Here is a 16395-nt window from a genome sequence, read left to right on the forward strand (position 1 = left end):
AACCTGCCTGCTATCATACTTCGCTGGCGACAGCAGGTCAATAAAATACCCGAAGGTCATGCATTCAGCTTATTCAGATGCAGAGGTGTCCTTACGCTGCCCCTTTACATCACGCAGCCTGGCGATGGATCCGGTGGTTTGAGATTTGACATCGAGAAAATGCTTTACATTGGTAGATGATAGGTCGATCGTCTCAAGCACGCGCACCAGCGGCGTGGCCGGTGGCATAGGAGTGTCAGGAAAGTTGAGCAGAGAGGACACCTGGGGCTGAGGAAGGCTCTGGCTACGACTCAAGGCTTGCAATGGCTGGCTCGGCTGTGAAGCCGGGATGCCAGCGAACGATGAAGTGGCGGACGACATAAATGGCTTGATTGTCTGCTGCATGCTCCGTTTCTGTTCCCCCCGCCAGTAGTCAAAGATAGCGGTTGTTAACACACACAAACAGGCAAACAACGCAAACGTCACCCAGTGGGAAAGCAGCATGGCCCAATCATAAATGGCCGACAGCACAAAAGCGATCCCGATACACACAAACACAAACGCACCCTGAAGCAGTCGATTAAATGTCAGGTAGCGAGACATCACGTACAGCGCCTGAATGCGCAGGAGACCCAGCATATCGAGTCCGTTAATGCCAGTCATGATAATAAGACGGCGCTGCTGGGCAGCTCGATTGGTGTGGACATAATGTTGGGCCGTGAGCGGCCAGATAGCTTTGCTGGCACCGCGATGCAATTGATAGAGCCTGCTTTGACGCATACGCTGCTTCTTTGGCTCTCGCATACCCCTACTCTCCACTATATACTTCGGTAATAATGATTGAAGCATAGCGACATTCCCTTTGATTGATCCCCAGAAACTTTTTGATTATTTCGATCAGATTAATAGTTTTGCGCGCTCTTCTACTATACATCGTGCCCGGCGCCATAAAGCTCAGTAATTCTTCACCATGGTATTAACTTCCTATCTCATCAATAGGTCGGACTTCTGCGTGCGCTCGTTCGGGTGGGCGGGCAGGCACGCGCATCTTATGGCAGTCAAACACTGTCCGGGTAAAAGGCCATGTTATTTTTATATGAGCAAAAGGAACTCAATAATCACGGCATCCATTATAGAGCTTAAAGGGTAAAATAAAAGTTAAAAACACATAAGGATTGTGTTAAGAAATTAATGTTTGGTATACACTTTCTTAACCTTTTATAGACTTATTGCGCTATGGCTATATATAACATATGCTCATATGCGCATATGCAGGGGGGGGAGAGGGAGATCAGGAGGCAAGAAGATGAGGAGCATCCTGATCAAAGGGTGCCCCATATACAGGTATCACAGCGTTGACAGCAGGTGAACAGCTTATTTGTGGTCGCTATCCGAGGTATCCACATGTACTGTACCACGGATGACGTTTGAATTAGGAGTATGGGAAGGAGGATCCCACTCAAACGTGATTTTCTCGCGCCTGATCGGCATGTTGGCCAGCAGTTTTTCCGCGCCACCTTCATGCGCCAGGTTGACCTGCACCTGATCTTCATCAATCGCCAGGCGACGAGAGACGACCGACAGGATCTCCCCCCGGATCACCTCCAGCAATTCAGGGTTAAGCTTCAAGCGATCATGTGCCAGTACCACTTTTAAGCGCTCCTTGGCCACCTCACCAGGGGTTGGCTTTTTCTTGCCAACCATAAATTCAAAAACACCCATTGTTTGCCCCCTCTCAAGAAGACTACGAACGCACAGGCTTCTCACCCAATGCAGGACCAAATCCCATTAAGCGCCGTAATCGTTCCAGCAGGGAAGGAGATTCTACCAGATCTTCCAGTGGGACCTCCTCTCCCAGGAGACGTTGAGCGGCGTGCAAAAAGCCACGTCCAGCACGCGTACGCTTATCATAGACAGCCGGCTCACCTTTATTGGTGGCAACGATGATAGCTTCATCCTCTGGAATCACGCCCAACAATTCAATGTTCAGCACTTCCAGTACATCGGTGACATCCATCATATCGCCACGCTTGACCATCTCTGGTCGCAAACGGTTAAGGATCAGGCGAGGTTCTGGCTTGCCGGCGGCTTCTACCAGGCCGATAATACGGTCGGCATCGCGCACCGAGGCCATTTCAGGATTCGCGACAATAATAATCTCATCGGCACCGACGATTGAGTTACGAAACCCCTGCTCAATACCAGCCGGTGAGTCGATCACCACAAATTCGAATTCCTGGCGCAATTGCTGGCAAAGTTGCTCCATCTGAACGCTATTGACAGCGTTTTTATCGCGTGTCTGTGCGGCTGGTAATAAATAGAGTTCTGGCTGGCGTTTATCTTTAATGAGCGCCTGCCGCAGACGGCACTGACCCTCAACAACATCTACCAGGTCATAAACGATGCGATTCTCTAAGCCGAGAACGGCATCCAGGTTGCGCAATCCAATGTCGCCATCAACAACCACAACCTTTTTCCCCTGCATCGCCAATGCGGTCCCTAAATTCGCAGTCGTGGTTGTTTTGCCCACCCCGCCCTTACCCGACGTAATGGTGATTATCCGGCTATCCATGCTATACTCCCTCTGAAGAACTTTTCAGGCTGCTGTATTGGCCCATACAGTCTTTTAGTATATCACGAACTTTTGATTGAAGTAGATGTGCATTATCCAACTTCATGAATACAGCAAAACCATATTATTTGCGAGGTGACCGTCCGCTTACCCATGTCTCGACAACGATCTGGCCTTCGCGTATGGTCGCGACCTCGGGTCGGGGCTGTGCTTCAAAACCTTCGGGGGGACGAGAGAGGAGATGCGCAATACGCAATTGGACGGGCGATAGTTGCAAAGAACAGACGATTGCATTCTCATTATCTGGATAGCCAGCATGTACCATTCCCCGCAATACTCCCCAGACGATGATGTCTCCGCCGGCCACAATTTCAGCGCCCGGGTTGACATCTCCGAGCACCACAACGTTGCTATCGTGATGGATGGCCTGCCCTGACCGCACCGTACGCCTGATAAATAAAGTGTCGGTCGATTCGCGAGCATCTTTGATCGGTGCTTCGCGCACATCTTTTGTTACCGGAACCGGCTCTTTAGCATTGAGAGATGCATTGGGGGATGGATTCAAAGGTGGATTTGAAGATGGAGTCGGTGCCGGTGTTGGCGGAATCTCTTTTGTCATTGGTCCGACCTCCTTCGTGACTATTCCTTCAATAGACGTATCCGGAATGGATAGAGAGATCGTCTTGGCGGCCTTCCGCTTTTCGGATACGGTTTCAACTGCGGATACAGACATGTGATAGCGGGCCAGTAGATCTTCCAGTTGTGAACGCTCGTTGGTGCGCAGTGAGCGATGTGTGGTATCTACCGTAAGAGAGGCACCCCGAAAAAAAGCGGGCGATTCCGCCAGGCGATTAGCTAGCGCAGAGATCAAATCACTGAAGGGGGTCTCTGGTTCTAGCGTTAAGAGCAAACCGTTGCGGGTACCTTTAATTGCGATATGTCCTGTCACCCTTTTTCAATCGTGCGGAGTCCCCGCCTTCCGGCAAGGGGAGGATGCACGCCTCCTTTTTTCTGTCTTTCCTCGCTTCGGCGCTTCTCTATCCGAATTGTCTCCCACGCTTTTTAGTATTCGTATGCATCCGGAAGCTGGACGAATATAATGATACGGTAGTAGTAGTGATGAATAGCATACATATGGGTACATACATATGTACCTTGATATCATACAGTATAAACACCTGTCTCTCAAAAGACAATAGGTCCTATTTGAGCATACAATCCCGCTACGGGCGGGATTGTATGCTCAAATATCATGAGTGGCTGGATGGTTGCTTTATTGGCCTGTGGCCCTGACTCGAGCGCCTGCGGCGCTCGAAAATTTATTTTGTGAAGTTGTCGCGGGCGCGCTGCGCGCCCGCGACAACTTCACAGATACAAAGAGGTGGAGTTTGAAGGTGGGGGAGAGAAGATACAAAGAGGTGGAGTTTGAAGGTGGGGAAGAGAAGATACAAAGAGGTGGAGTTTGAAGGTGGGGGAGAGAAGATACAAAGAGGTGGAGTTTGAAGGTGGGGAAGAGAAGATACAAAGAGGTGGAGTTTGAAGGTGGGGAAGAGAGGATAGAGAACTTGCGATCAGGCTCAGATATGCGTACAATGCCAGCGTGACAATATTTTAAGGAATATGCGTCTGACAGCAAAGGAGGGATCAACTGGAAGAGCTTCTTTTTGGGCCCCGCGCCGACCTGGAACTGGTTCCCGAGATGCTTGAGCATTACGCGCTCGGTACGACGTTCGCGATTCGTGATCTGGGGGGCACCTATAACTTAAACGCCCTGTTGGATACGGAGTCGGGTCAGTATGTGTTGCGCATCCATCGTCCCTGGGTCACGATGCGCCGCCTGTCTTTTGAACATCAAACGAAGCGCCTGCTGGCCGAGGCCGGCTTTCCAGTCGCCCTCCCGATACCCGCCCTCAGTGGCGCGGACATATTGTCTCATGAGCAGCGCCTGATTGAAATTGAGCCGTTTATTGCTCACGATCCTCCCACAACAAAACGCTGGGAGTATTTACCCATGATGTTTACACTGCTCGGTGATCTGCACGCGTTTCTGGAAAAGCATCTCGCTCCAGCCAACATTGTTCAGCCCGCCATCGATAATTATGCTACCCCTGTTCAAATGATGGAATGGATCGAGAGAACGGCGTCTCTCATCGAAAATTCACGGTCTGCGTATAAAATAGGAGAGGTGCAACAGGCCAGTGAAATCTGCCACGTGGTTTTGCAGATGCTTTCTCAGCAGTTGCCATGGTGGTATGACGAGGGCCAGTATCTGCCGCGCCGTCCAACCCATGGTGATTATCGCATGGGCAATGTACTCTTCCGCGCGGGTAGCGTGGCGGGACTGCTGGATTTCGATTTTCTGGATACGCATGAACGCATCTTTGACCTGGCATACGCGATCTATTGGATCTTCTGGCTCCAAGAGGATGTGCGCTATCCCGAGCTGGCTCCCTGGACACGCGTACGGACATTGTTGGAAGCCTATAACCAGGCGACCGATCAACCGCTATCGCGTGAAGAGATTCAGGCTCTACCGCTGGAGATAATTCGCGTACCATTGTATTGGATCGCGGAAGCCGGTTTTCTGCCCGATCCTGTACAGGCCGTTCTCCAGCAAACGGATGCAATTGCCTACGCCCTGCGCCTCTTCCAGCAGCAACCGGCCCTGGCTAAAGCGTTCGCGCTAGCCTAGAAGAAAACGTGAACACGCCAGGTAAAGCGGGCGGCACTATCACAGACCCGTATCCGATCAGGTGATGGAGCCAAACAGGTTGATCACTGATAAAAACAGTTATTTACATACAATGGGAGTGGATAACATCATGACATTTACACAATTTCCGATGGAGCGCGAAGTCGTGCTCAGTGCTGGAGATACAAAAGTCGGCGTAATGCCGGACATCTGCCTCGTCTCGCATTTTCAGGTGGGAGACTGGCAGGTGCTCTATCGAGCCAGCGAGACCGGCAACATTAAACGCTGGGGAATGCCTTTGATGATACCCAATTTTTCGCGTTTGAAGCAGGGCATCTTTCAAGAGAAGGGCACAATGCTACCCATCCATGGCTTTGGGCGTACGATGCCGTGGGAGGTGCTGCAGCAAGATGCCGCCAGCATTACCATTCAGCTGACCAACAATGAGCAGACCTACGCGCAATATCCCTACAAGTTCGCGTTTACCTCTCAGATCGTTGCCGGAGAAGGTACCCTGACCTACACACTGACGATGGAGAATCGCAGCGATGAAGTGATGCCGATCGCGCCCGGCTTCCATCCATACTTTTCCGTCGCCCAGAAGGACAAAGCCGATATCACCATCGACGGACTGCCCCGCATAGATCCCCAGGCGATTCAATGGGCGACCCAGCCACCGGACCAGCCCAATCCGTTTCCCCATAGCGTCACAGTCCATATGCCACATGAAGGCGATCTGACCATTGCCGAACAACCCGTGGATGAACGCTACTCGCTCTCCACCATGCAGGTCTGGTCCGAGCCATCAACCGCGCCCGATCATGATTTCATCTGCTTCGAGCCCGTGGTGACCAGCGAAGATGGTCTCAATCGTCCCGCTGATCGTCTCAATATCGCCCCGCGTGGCTCTCACCGACTGATCCTGCAGTTGAGCGCCAGACCCTACCAATCATAAGCACATCAGCGAGGAGGCCAGCTATGCTCGCAATACAGAAAGCTGGCTTCCTCCCCACAGGCGTCTGCTAGCGCGTTTTCTGTTGCGTCCAACGCTTTTTGTAGAAAGTGTAGATCCGGGTCCCAGCAGCATCCCCATCCAGCACGCATTCCTGCCACTCAGCCTCAATTCCCTGGGTACGCAACGTTCGGATGACGACATTAATCAAAGCGGTATCCTGGCTGATTTTCACGCCGACCAACTGTTCATCGCTTAACGTCCCCTCACGCTCAACATCCTGAACCTGCGTTTTACCACGCAACACATAGTGAATAGACATCTTCTCATCTCTCCCATGCTATCGTGCCGCCAGTCTATCCTCTCCTACCAGAAAAAGCCCGGACTCCATACGTTCAGCCCGGGCCGATAGCTCAGTGTCAGCACATCGCTTAAAACAGATCAAATTTCGCCCCCTATCATAACACAGTCTCGCCCATACATACATAGAGGGTATCAAACTCATCTCTTACCGGGGCGCATGAGCGCCCGCGCACAGTCTCGCACCTGCGGTGCTCGCGCTTGTTTATATGTTGTGTGTGATGAATGATGCAAATGTGCGCAGTGCGCACATTTGCATCATTCATCACACACAACATATAAACAAAGTCAGTTTTATATTGGTGCATAGGGTGCGCTTGAGCGCACCCTATGCGCCAATATAAAAAACAGTGCGAGCACCGCAGGTGCGAGACTGTGCGCGGGCGCACAAGCACCCTTGGCAAAAGAAAAGTCTGCAGCCCTCTATGAATATGCATGAATGCGCCAGGGTTATAATAGATATAGAAGTATTGTTTTTCATAAGGAATATCAATTTACTCTTTTTGATGCAGCGGAAGCGTTAAGGAGATATGGCTTGACGCCGACTATATTCCTTAGGTACCATACAGCAAAAGCAGGTTATACGTTGGCAGGTAGTAAGTGAAAGGGGAGCTGGATGGCGATGATACCTTCGGAAGAACCACAGGTGGTAGGCGATGATCGGTTTGTCGGACATGTATTACACGATGGTGAATATCACATCAAGCGCTTGTTGGGACAGGATGCAAGCAGCAAATTATACCTGGCGGCGCATACGACGCTGGCGACACCACTTGCGCTCAAGCAGGTGCAGGCCGATGGGGCATTGCCAGAGAGCGTAGTAGATGAGCTAGATTATATTTTGCATGGTGGGGATATCTCTCGTCGCCCTTCTCCTGGGAGAGAAGGGCAGGAGGCTTTTTTCCCCGTTACCGGAGGAACACATACCGATCTTTTCCTGCGCGAGGCTCTATTGATGGCGCGACTGCAGCATCCGGCCTTGCCGACCCTGTATGACTATTTCTCCGAAGATGGCTACTGGTACCTGGTGATGAATTATATGCCGGGCCATACCCTGCGCCAACAACTGCAAATTGAGACCGCCTTACCTCCCCTGGAAGCGCTAAGCTATTGTATGCAGGTATGCGATGTGCTGGACTATCTCCATCGTCAGCAGCCACCACTCATCTACTGTGCCCTGCAGCCAGAAAATGTCTTCCTGCTACCGGATAAATCTTCCATGCTCATCAATCTGGCCAATGCGCGCTATTTTAAGGAGCCACCTTTTTTCAGCGAGGAAGAGCCAGGGACGCACACCAGGTACACAGCCCCCGAGTTCGCGCCCAACGGCGCCTCTATCGATATCCGCGCCGACATTTATAGCCTGGGCATGATCCTGCAGGAGATGGTGCTGGGCACACATCCACAGGCCAGCACTGAGCTACGCGAGTATCCGCCGATGCCTGTCTCTACCATGCTCAATGGCATCATCAAGCTGGCCACGCAGGCCGATCCATGCGAGCGCTACCAGTCGGCGCACGTTCTCTTTCTGGCATTGGAGCGCGCCTACCGGGTCGAGGAGCGGCTGGACTACCAGCGCCGGCTGTTTGGACAATCGCTACAGAGCGATAAGATCAGGGTACACGCGGAACAGCGATCCAGACGAGATGGAAGCGATAAAGAGATGGGATCGGGTCAACATAATAATGATGAAACAGAGGTCGTTTTCAACACCCGTGATCTGGAACAAAGACGCGCGGATCGCGAGATGCTCCAGCAGATGCGGCGTGAACGCCTGGACCATGATCAGATGGAGCAGCAGTTCGCCTCGGTCGATGAGAGTTTGCAGCGCCGATCCAGCATGAGCCTGTCGCAGCTCTCTTTGCATACGCTGGAGGGTTCGCCTGCGCCCCGCAGGCGCAAGCCAGTCCAGATCCTGACATTTCAGCGCGCGATTCAGATCAGCTTCGGGCTGGCACTGATGCTCTTCCTGATCATGGCGTCACTGCTGCTCTATGTGCGCCTGCAGCCAGCAAAAGAACATGTCCAGCTCGGCCCTCCCTCCGTCACCAGCGCCACCCATCCTCAGCCTGGAGCCATGTCCAATGCATGGCTGCGCCTACCATCGCTGCCCAGGCCAGAGGCCGACACCGCGGCGGTCTATGTCGAGCAGCGAGGACATCCTTACGTCTATATGAATGGCGCCTATAGCAGCCCTCGGCATCCATCTTATGACCATGCCCTGTATCGCTATGATGTGATCGGCACGCGCTGGGAAGTTGTGCAAACCGCGTTCCCGGGAATGGTGAATAACGCGGCCGCCGTCGATGAACGAAATACCATCTACTTTACGGTCGGCTATTCGTCTGACAGCTACAATGTGCCTTCATTGCTCTACGCTTACCAGCCAGACACGGAGCAACTGAAAAAGATTATTCCGCCAGATCAGATCAGCATTGGTTTTGCCAGCGCCCTGTTCGCGGATCAGCGGGGACATCTCTATCTGACACAAGGCTTTAGCCATCCCGGCGATAGCCATGCTCAGGCGGGAACGGGCTGGTATCGCTATGATATCGCGACTTCTCACTGGCGGCACCTGGCCGACCTGCCCGTGGGCCTGGGATACGTCGTTATCAGTAGCGATGAACAGGGACACCTGCTCCTCTTTGGTGGCTCGACCGACGCGGGCCAGCAGCAGCAGACCAATAGCATCTATAGCTATGATATCGCCCACAACATCTGGAATCAGGCCGCCACCAGCCTGCCCCAGGCCATGAGCAGTGCCTCGGGCTGCACCATAGTGCCCGGCAAACTGGCTTTGATCGGCGGCTTTGATAAAGCGCAGCAACGCGGCAAAGATAGCAGCTGGCTGATCGACACGCAGACGCTGCAGATGCAGCCATTGATCCCCTTTACGGCCGGTGGATCGGTGCTTGGAGCCAGCGCCTGCGATGGACACGGACATGCCTTTGTGGTGCGCGGAGCGGATGATCCTCAAGTGCCCACGCAGGACTTCTGGCAACTGCAGGTGCACTACTGATTATCAATCGGTGGCCGCATCATCTTTTATCCCTGGACCAGGCTGCGCTCACAGTCTGAGTAAGCGGTGCGCAAAGCCTGGAGCGGATCGCCCTTGGGAATAAACTCATGGGCGATATAGCCGCTATAGCCGGTGGCGCGAATGGCCCGGTAGATAGGAGGATAATAGATCTCCTGCTCCTCGTCGATATCGTGACGGCCGGGATTGCCAGCGGTATGGTAGTGAGCAAAATAAGGGTGATACTGCTGAATGGTACGGATGAGATCACCTTCCATAATCTGCATATGATAGATATCATAGAGCAATTTAACATTAGGCGAATTCACCAGGTCGCATACGCGCACTCCCCATTCCGTCTTATCGCACTGATAGTCTGGATGGTTCACCCTGCTGTTCAAGAGCTCAACAATCAGCGTCACATTGGCCTCTTCGGCGGCCCGCGCCACGCGCCGCAGCCCTTCGGCGGTATTCTCCGCGCCCTCTTCATCCGCTAGACCGGCCCGGCTCCCGCTGAAACAGATCAGGGTCGGAATGTCCCACTCCTTTGCCAACTCAAGTTTTGCCAGAATCTCCTGCTCGATGCGATCATGCTGTTCGCGCCGATTCAGCCCATTCTCAATCGAGACATGCCCACCGACCGATGCGATGCGCAGGCCCGCTTCTCTGGCCAGGGACCAGTATTGCTGATCGATCAAATCTACGCCCTGATAGCCGATCTCCGCCGCCGTGCTCAACAGCTTCTCAGGAGCCAATCCCTCACGAGCAAAACACCACCAGGCAAACGACTGCTTCATAGCATATCCATCCCTTCATCATAAACACATAACTGCCTAAAACAAGCCACCCCACAACTCCACCAATAAAAAGGAGTACGCATCTGTACGCACTCCTTTTTATTGTACATTATTTATTGTTTAGGTTTCGTGCCTGTGGCCTATGATCATCGCCTGCGGCTTGCATGTGTTTTCGCACCTCTGGCGCTCAGAGGGTGTCAGACTCTCGTCACTCTGGGAGCACGTGAGCGCCCCAGCACGCGCACACCATGGACTCGTGAGCACCAGAGGTGCGAAACCTCATGCAAGCCAGAGATGATGATCATGAAAGTAAGACACGTTCTCAGGAGGCGGTTTTATATTGGTGCACGGGGTGCGCATTCGTGTATCCCGTGCACCAATATAAAAAACGTGTGCGGCCGCGTATGCGGACACCCGTGCGGAAGCACTTACGCTCGCCAGCAAGAAAAGAGTAAGACACATTCTCAACGATGCAGACGTTCAGGCATTTATTTTGATCCATATGATAATATTTTTACTCACAAACGATTACGCTACGAAAGGGACCATTGTTCATTCCAAAGGTGGTATACTACTTAGGTAAGTTGGGGCAATGAATGAGCCTTATATCACCTATTCGTCATCAGTAGTAGGGAGTTTTCATGACTGACACTATCGCATTGCAGTTGTATACCGTACGTGATGAGACGGCGAAAAATTTTAAAGAGACGCTGCGCGCTGTCGCGGAGATCGGATATCCGGGCGTCGAGTTCGCTGGCTATGGCGATTTTAACTCGAAGGATCTGGCCGCGATCCTGGCTGACTTTGGCCTGAAGACGGTCGGGAGCCATGTGGGTCTGGCCCTGGTTGAGAAAGATATCCAGCACGAAATCAATTACTGTCTGGAGATCGGCAGCCCTTATTTAATTATTCCGTGGATCAATAAAGATCTGCTGGCGCAGGAAGAATCTTTTAAGAAATTTGCCAATCAGTTGAATGAGTATGGACAGATCTGTAAGGATCGTGGGTTGACGCTGGCTTATCATAACCATGATTTCGAGTTTGCCCAGGTGAATGGCCAGTCGCTCCTTGAGCGGTTGATCGCCTCGACAGACGCGAATCTGGTGAAGTTTGAGTTGGATACATACTGGGCCGCGTTCGCGGGGGTTGATCCGATCGCCTTCATCAATAAGCATAGCAATCGCATTGCCACCCTGCACCTGAAAGATATGACGCCCGATCGTAAATTTACCGAGGTTGGCGCGGGCACGCTGGATATCGCCGGCTATATCGAAGCCGGTCAGGCCGCTGGCGCCACCGCATTTATCGTTGAGAATGATCAGCCCGCGATCCCATCTCTGGAGAGCGCGCGCCTCTCATTCGCGGATCTACATCGCAGTTTAACGTAGAACTCTCAGAGGTGTGCATGGGAAGGGCCGCACCCAACTGTGGCCCTTCTCACGCCCTGGATCCAACACCCACGCCAATGGATGCGGTTCTCTTGTATGAATCTTTGGTGCGATAAGGATGTCATTCCAGTTCCACTGAGTTCTGTTATCCATCAAGAGGAGAGCTTAGCATGACTGACCTGACAGCTGTACCAAACTTTGATGAAGTCACCATCTTTATTAAAGAGCGCGTTGAAGCTATGCGTCTACCAGCCAGGCAATGGGCCGACCTCGCCCGGCTAGCGATTCAAGGGCTTCCACATGATGCTCATCGGCTGGCAGAGCTGGAAAATCGCATCAATGCTATCCGCGCGGAACTTCGCCGCGTCGTACTCGCCGCCTCAGAACACTTCTCAGAAGAACAGCTCAATGATCTCCGCAAGCGCGTCGGCATGAGTAAGTCCGCCTGGCGTGCCGCCAAATCAAAGCGGGCCGTTACGATTAAACATGGTTTTTCCCTGGTCATCTATTGACCGTTCTTGCAGCGCTACTTGTTGCCTTGCCCGATCCAAAGGAAGTCACTGGCATGGAAATTGATGTCGAACGACAGCAAAAAGCGCGTGAATATGCCCGCACGCGCCGCCGCATCTCGTATGTTAGCATGGGCATCGGGGTACTTAGCATTCTGATCGTGCTGGGAGCAGGACTCGACAAATGGTTCCGCGATCTCATTCAAGGTGCCGGCAGCTGGTTGCCGCTTCTAAACTGGCAGCCCAGAACAGATTGGTTCCCCTGGCAGATCATCGTCTATTGCGTCTTAATTACCATACTCTACGAATTACTGACCTCGCCCTTATCCTATTATTCCGGTTTTGTGCTGCCGCATCGCTATGGTATTTCGGTGATGAGCCTGCGCGCCTGGTTGCGTGAGGTGGGGATCGGCCTGGGACTCAACCTGCTGCTGGAGGCGGTCTTTATCTCGCTGGTCTATGCCTTGCTCGCTTTTCAGCCGCAGTTGTGGTGGCTCTGGGCAGCGCTGATCATCCTGTTCTTCTCGGTTCTGATGGCCAACCTGGCCCCTATCCTGATCTTTCCACTGTTCTACAAATTCTCGCCGCTACCGGATGGTGAGCTGGTACAGCGTCTGTTGAAGCTGGCGGAACAGGCCAACACGCGAGTCAAGGGTGTCTTCTCAATGCAGATGAGCCATAAGACCACCGCCACCAACGCGGCTTTGATGGGTCTGGGTAATACGCGGCGCATTGTGCTGGGTGATACGATGACCGATCGCTACACGATCGATGAGATCGAGGTGGTGCTGGCCCATGAACTGGGGCACCATGTGCATCGCGACATCTGGAAGCTGATCGCCAGCCAGACGGTATTAATGCTGGTGGGGCTCTTTCTGGTCAACCTCGTCTTCCATTGGGTCGTCGATCAGCAACACTACTATCGTTCCTTGACCGACGCCGCCACGCTGCCCTTCTTCTTCGCGCTGATCGGCGTGTTCAGCTTTATTATCATGCCGCTCAGCAATGGCTTGAGCCGCAGGATTGAATACCAGGCGGATGAATACGCGCTGGCCTCCACCCACAAGATAGAGGCGTTCAAAGGAGCGATGAGGCGCCTGGCCAACCAGAATCTGTCAGAGCTTGAGCCGGCGCCCATCGTTGAGTTTCTCTTCCACTCGCACCCATCGATCCAGAAGCGTCTGCAACATGCCGATGAGTTCGCGAGTCGCACAGGCTATACGGCCAGCGCCTCTTTAAGCGCGGAAAGTTGAGCGGCCGCTTCATCGACGGAGCCATCGGGCATGGACAGCAGTGGTTCGTCCACGCCCATGGCCGCCCAGCTATCTACTTTGGCGGCGCACTCCCGCGCGGTTCCAATAATGGTGGTCGCCTCCAGCAGACGCGGACTGACCGCCTCTACCGCCGATTTCATGCCCTGCTGCCAGGCCGCCTGCACGGCCAGCACATCCTCTTCAAAGCCGTTGCGGCTCAGCATCTGTGCATAGTACACACCCATCTTCCCAATGTAATAAGCCAGAGGGGAGGCGGCTTTAAAGCGGGCCGCCTGCTGTTCGGCCTCGCTGGCACCATCGGGCAGGATGACGCTGGTAATGTAGGGAGCAATGGCCGCGCTGTGGGCCGGTCGATCCGCGGCCTTCGATCCGGCATCTAACTGCTCACGCAGCGATCCCCAACGGGTCGCGGGCCAGTACACCGGCAGGACTCCATCAGCGATCTCGCCTGTTTGAAAAACATTTTTAGGTCCCATGGCCGCGATATAGATCGGTAGATCCGGACGCGTGGCTTTGAACCGCAGCTTGAAGCCGCGCTCCAGCTGAAATATCTCGCCCTTATGCACCAGCTTCTCGCCGCGTAAAATTGTACGGATGATCTCAACGTATTCACGTGTGCGCTGCAGCGGCTTCTCAAAGGGTACACCATGCCAGTGCTCGATCACCTGTGCGCCTGAGGGCCCCAGGCCCAACAAAATACGGCCACCGGAGCGCTCATCCAGCGTGGCGACCGTACTGGCGATCACCGCCGGGGTACGCGAATAAATATTGGCGATACCAGCCCCGATCTTGATCCTCTTCGTGGCCCGCACCAGGTCAGCCATCGAGGTAAAAAGTTCGTAGCCCCATGACTCGCCCAGCCAGACCGAATCGTAGCCCAATTCATCGGCTATACGTACCTTCTCTACCACCTGATCCCAGGCAGCCGGGAAATTGGGGGAGTCCGCTACCAGGCCGATGCGGGAACGATAATCGGGTCTATTGTGCTCAGCTCCATTGCCTGTTTCACTAGCAGTCGTCATATGCTCACGTCTGTCCTTCCAGTAGTGTGACTTATGCACAATGAACATGTGTATACACGTCTATTATAGCTTATGGAAACGTGGCAATGTGAGTGTTATAGCGCGATGTGGGCGTGTTGCTGCTCGTCGGAGCGCACACGAGCCAGCATGGTACGAATATCTTGATAATCGTCATCCTGAACCGCGACCAGGCGCTCAATGCCTCCCAGGTGCAGCAGAGCCGCCTGCCGGGGATCTTCATGCATGTTCAGCAGAGCCTGCTGCACGCGTTGCTTGAGAGATGCGGGCAGGCGGCGCGCGGCAACAATCGGTGGAATCGTCGAGGGACCGAGCACATCAATGACACGGATCTGCGAGGCGAGGTGTGGGTTACGCAGCAGAAGGACATCCAGTATGTGGGAATCGATGGCGGTAGCGTCTGCCTCTCCCTGGAGCACCAGCTCCAGGGATTGCAGGTGGGAGCCCGATCGAATCGTCTTTGCGAAATAGCCAGCCGTCTGCTGCCGCTGCAGCAGGCTATACTGCACCAGGTTATAGCCAGAGTGAGAAGCCTCTTCGTTATAGGCCCAGCTCTTCCCCCCAAGATCTGCAAAATCCTGTGCATCACTCTCACGCCGCACAACCACGTCCGAAAAGTACCTGGGCTGCCGTTGATAGCGCTCGGGCAATAATACAGGAGCCGCCAGCAGATCAACAGGATCCTCAGGAGTAGCGTGCGCGCGTACATAGAGGAGTCCGCAGAGGAAGCCAAAATCACTCCGACCGTCCTGAAATTCATCCAGACGGTGCCCGGTGTTAAAAACAACCTCCATGCCCAATTGTTGTCCAACATAGGAGGCGATAGCACTATAGGTTTCCTGCAACAACGACGATAGAAAATTAGCACAGCGCAATGTAGCCAGACCATGTTCTCCCACTGACATAACCATCCTTATCTACTGCTTAATACATGATCTCATGCATTTGAAAATTGTTTGCCTGATGATGAAAGGCATAGTGCTTGGATTTAAGCAGCTGCGGTGCATTTTTTGCTAGCCCACCGGGAAAGATGCCGCTATGAATACGAATCCAATCGTAAACACGCGGCGCCAGGTGATAGGCCGCGTGCTGATGCATGTCGATGCCCTTTAAGTTAGTCTTCACATCAAGGGTCTGCATCATCACCAGGTTATACCAGCGACCGGGTCGTAGCTCCATGGATGAATAGGCCAGCAGACCCGGAATATGTGTGAGCTTAGCAAGCATATGCAGGTCCGCCTGGGAAAGTTCCTCATTCAGAACATCATCATTGCCTGTCTGACGCCCACTGACAAAACCGACAAAAGAGAGCGTCTCCTCCTCATACAACGCCTGGGGGCGATAAAAAACGATGCGATGCAGGCACGATTGACGCTCTGTAAGCTCATAAACTATAGGAATATTCGTCATGTCGGGCTGTTGTTCTGTCGTCAGGAGTACAAGTTGTAGTTGACGAGCCATGTGCCGGAGCACCATCAGATCGAGCCGTCCCTTCACAACTTTGTTGACGGCCAACAAATCAATCCTATCTACCTGTATGGGCAAAGCATATTGTAACATTTGATACATCCTCACTCTCTACCTGGTAACCTGAAAAGGGGCAGTAAAAATTTCTAAGCATCAAAGGGGCTCATGTCTATAGGCAAATAATGGTAGGTCGTCTGCCCTTGAAGCCAAAGGAGAACCGGCGTATCCGGAAAAACAAATTTCAGTGGAAATCCGCAATAGACCAGCTGCGAGATGCGCTTTCTATTTCTTCAAAAGCGCCATATACAGTGGAGATGAGCCAGAAGTGTTTAGCAACAGTGAGGACAAC

15 protein-coding genes are annotated in these 16395 nt (G+C 53.1%); 6 read left to right on the top strand and 9 right to left on the bottom strand.

What is annotated here, in order from left to right; all coding sequences use genetic code 11:
- Positions 1-69: 69 nt before the first annotated feature.
- The 4 genes from AABA21_RS21750 to minC all read right to left on the bottom strand — a co-directional run bounded on the left by AABA21_RS21750 (position 70) and on the right by minC (position 3500).
- Positions 70-783 (bottom strand): hypothetical protein, encoded by a 714-nt coding sequence (locus AABA21_RS21750; RefSeq protein WP_338253631.1) that lies wholly within the window; start codon positions 781-783, stop codon positions 70-72.
- Positions 784-1353: 570 nt separating this feature from the next.
- Positions 1354-1701 carry a cell division topological specificity factor MinE gene (minE, locus tag AABA21_RS21755; protein ID WP_126595514.1) on the bottom strand — a complete coding sequence of 116 codons (348 nt, stop codon included), beginning with the start codon at positions 1699-1701 and terminating at the stop codon, positions 1354-1356.
- Between the two features lie 22 nt (positions 1702-1723).
- A complete protein-coding gene (gene minD, locus AABA21_RS21760) occupies positions 1724-2551 on the bottom strand; it encodes a septum site-determining protein MinD (RefSeq protein ID WP_338253632.1) in 828 nt (275 codons plus the stop codon).
- Between the two features lie 124 nt (positions 2552-2675).
- Positions 2676-3500: a septum site-determining protein MinC gene (gene minC, locus AABA21_RS21765; protein ID WP_338253633.1), complete on the bottom strand. Its 825-nt coding sequence runs from the start codon at positions 3498-3500 to the stop codon at positions 2676-2678.
- 750 nt (positions 3501-4250) lie between these two features.
- On the opposite strand from minC, the gene AABA21_RS21770 reads away from it, so the two are divergent.
- Complete coding sequence (locus AABA21_RS21770; protein ID WP_338253634.1) at positions 4251-5243, top strand: phosphotransferase enzyme family protein; 993 nt, start codon at positions 4251-4253, stop codon at positions 5241-5243.
- Between the two features lie 130 nt (positions 5244-5373).
- Positions 5374-6198: an aldose epimerase family protein gene (locus tag AABA21_RS21775; protein ID WP_338253636.1), complete on the top strand. Its 825-nt coding sequence runs from the start codon at positions 5374-5376 to the stop codon at positions 6196-6198.
- A 67-nt stretch (positions 6199-6265) separates the two neighbouring features.
- Here the strand turns inward: AABA21_RS21775 and AABA21_RS21780 are convergent, their stop codons facing one another.
- Positions 6266-6517, bottom strand: coding sequence for a hypothetical protein (locus AABA21_RS21780; protein WP_338253637.1), 252 nt, complete (start codon positions 6515-6517; stop codon positions 6266-6268).
- 654 nt (positions 6518-7171) lie between these two features.
- Between AABA21_RS21780 and AABA21_RS21785 the strand changes: the two genes are divergently transcribed.
- A complete protein-coding gene (locus tag AABA21_RS21785; RefSeq protein WP_338253638.1) occupies positions 7172-9574 on the top strand; it encodes a protein kinase domain-containing protein in 2403 nt (800 codons plus the stop codon).
- 26 nt (positions 9575-9600) lie between these two features.
- On the opposite strand, the gene AABA21_RS21790 is transcribed toward AABA21_RS21785, so the two are convergent.
- A complete protein-coding gene (locus tag AABA21_RS21790) occupies positions 9601-10368 on the bottom strand; it encodes a hydroxypyruvate isomerase family protein (protein WP_338253639.1) in 768 nt (255 codons plus the stop codon).
- A gap of 641 nt (positions 10369-11009) precedes the next feature.
- Between AABA21_RS21790 and AABA21_RS21795 the strand changes: the two genes are divergently transcribed.
- From AABA21_RS21795 to AABA21_RS21805, 3 genes are all read left to right on the top strand, one after another.
- Entirely contained in the window at positions 11010-11756 is a 747-nt protein-coding gene (locus AABA21_RS21795) for a sugar phosphate isomerase/epimerase family protein (protein ID WP_338253640.1), read from the top strand.
- Between the two features lie 170 nt (positions 11757-11926).
- Complete coding sequence (locus AABA21_RS21800; RefSeq protein ID WP_126595523.1) at positions 11927-12268, top strand: hypothetical protein; 342 nt, start codon at positions 11927-11929, stop codon at positions 12266-12268.
- Positions 12269-12294: 26 nt separating this feature from the next.
- Positions 12295-13518 (top strand): M48 family metallopeptidase, encoded by a 1224-nt coding sequence (locus AABA21_RS21805; protein WP_338258461.1) that lies wholly within the window; start codon positions 12295-12297, stop codon positions 13516-13518.
- On the opposite strand, the gene AABA21_RS21810 is transcribed toward AABA21_RS21805, so the two are convergent.
- The 3 genes from AABA21_RS21810 to AABA21_RS21820 form a co-directional block, all read right to left on the bottom strand.
- Positions 13482-14561 carry an LLM class flavin-dependent oxidoreductase gene (locus AABA21_RS21810; protein WP_338253641.1) on the bottom strand — a complete coding sequence of 360 codons (1080 nt, stop codon included), beginning with the start codon at positions 14559-14561 and terminating at the stop codon, positions 13482-13484. The genes AABA21_RS21805 and AABA21_RS21810 overlap by 37 nt on opposite strands.
- A gap of 95 nt (positions 14562-14656) precedes the next feature.
- Entirely contained in the window at positions 14657-15484 is an 828-nt protein-coding gene (locus tag AABA21_RS21815; RefSeq protein WP_338253643.1) for a phosphate/phosphite/phosphonate ABC transporter substrate-binding protein, read from the bottom strand.
- A gap of 19 nt (positions 15485-15503) precedes the next feature.
- Complete coding sequence (locus AABA21_RS21820) at positions 15504-16139, bottom strand: hypothetical protein (RefSeq protein ID WP_338253644.1); 636 nt, start codon at positions 16137-16139, stop codon at positions 15504-15506.
- Positions 16140-16395: the final 256 nt, after the last annotated feature.

Source organism: Dictyobacter halimunensis (assembly GCF_036245075.1).

Excerpts from the sequence above, each read along its gene's own strand:
- AABA21_RS21750 (WP_338253631.1), bottom strand. The coding sequence starts at position 783 with ATGCGAGAGCCAAAGAAGCAGCGTATGCGTCAAAGCAGGCTCTATCAA.
- minE (WP_126595514.1), bottom strand. The coding sequence starts at position 1,701 with ATGGGTGTTTTTGAATTTATGGTTGGCAAGAAAAAGCCAACCCCTGGT.
- minD (WP_338253632.1), bottom strand. The coding sequence starts at position 2,551 with ATGGATAGCCGGATAATCACCATTACGTCGGGTAAGGGCGGGGTGGGC.
- AABA21_RS21770 (WP_338253634.1), top strand. The coding sequence starts at position 4,251 with ATGCTTGAGCATTACGCGCTCGGTACGACGTTCGCGATTCGTGATCTG.
- AABA21_RS21775 (WP_338253636.1), top strand. The coding sequence starts at position 5,374 with ATGACATTTACACAATTTCCGATGGAGCGCGAAGTCGTGCTCAGTGCT.
- AABA21_RS21780 (WP_338253637.1), bottom strand. The coding sequence starts at position 6,517 with ATGTCTATTCACTATGTGTTGCGTGGTAAAACGCAGGTTCAGGATGTT.
- AABA21_RS21785 (WP_338253638.1), top strand. The coding sequence starts at position 7,172 with ATGGCGATGATACCTTCGGAAGAACCACAGGTGGTAGGCGATGATCGG.
- AABA21_RS21790 (WP_338253639.1), bottom strand. The coding sequence starts at position 10,368 with ATGAAGCAGTCGTTTGCCTGGTGGTGTTTTGCTCGTGAGGGATTGGCT.
- AABA21_RS21795 (WP_338253640.1), top strand. The coding sequence starts at position 11,010 with ATGACTGACACTATCGCATTGCAGTTGTATACCGTACGTGATGAGACG.
- AABA21_RS21800 (WP_126595523.1), top strand. The coding sequence starts at position 11,927 with ATGACTGACCTGACAGCTGTACCAAACTTTGATGAAGTCACCATCTTT.
- AABA21_RS21810 (WP_338253641.1), bottom strand. The coding sequence starts at position 14,561 with ATGACGACTGCTAGTGAAACAGGCAATGGAGCTGAGCACAATAGACCC.
- AABA21_RS21815 (WP_338253643.1), bottom strand. The coding sequence starts at position 15,484 with ATGTCAGTGGGAGAACATGGTCTGGCTACATTGCGCTGTGCTAATTTT.
- AABA21_RS21820 (WP_338253644.1), bottom strand. The coding sequence starts at position 16,139 with ATGTTACAATATGCTTTGCCCATACAGGTAGATAGGATTGATTTGTTG.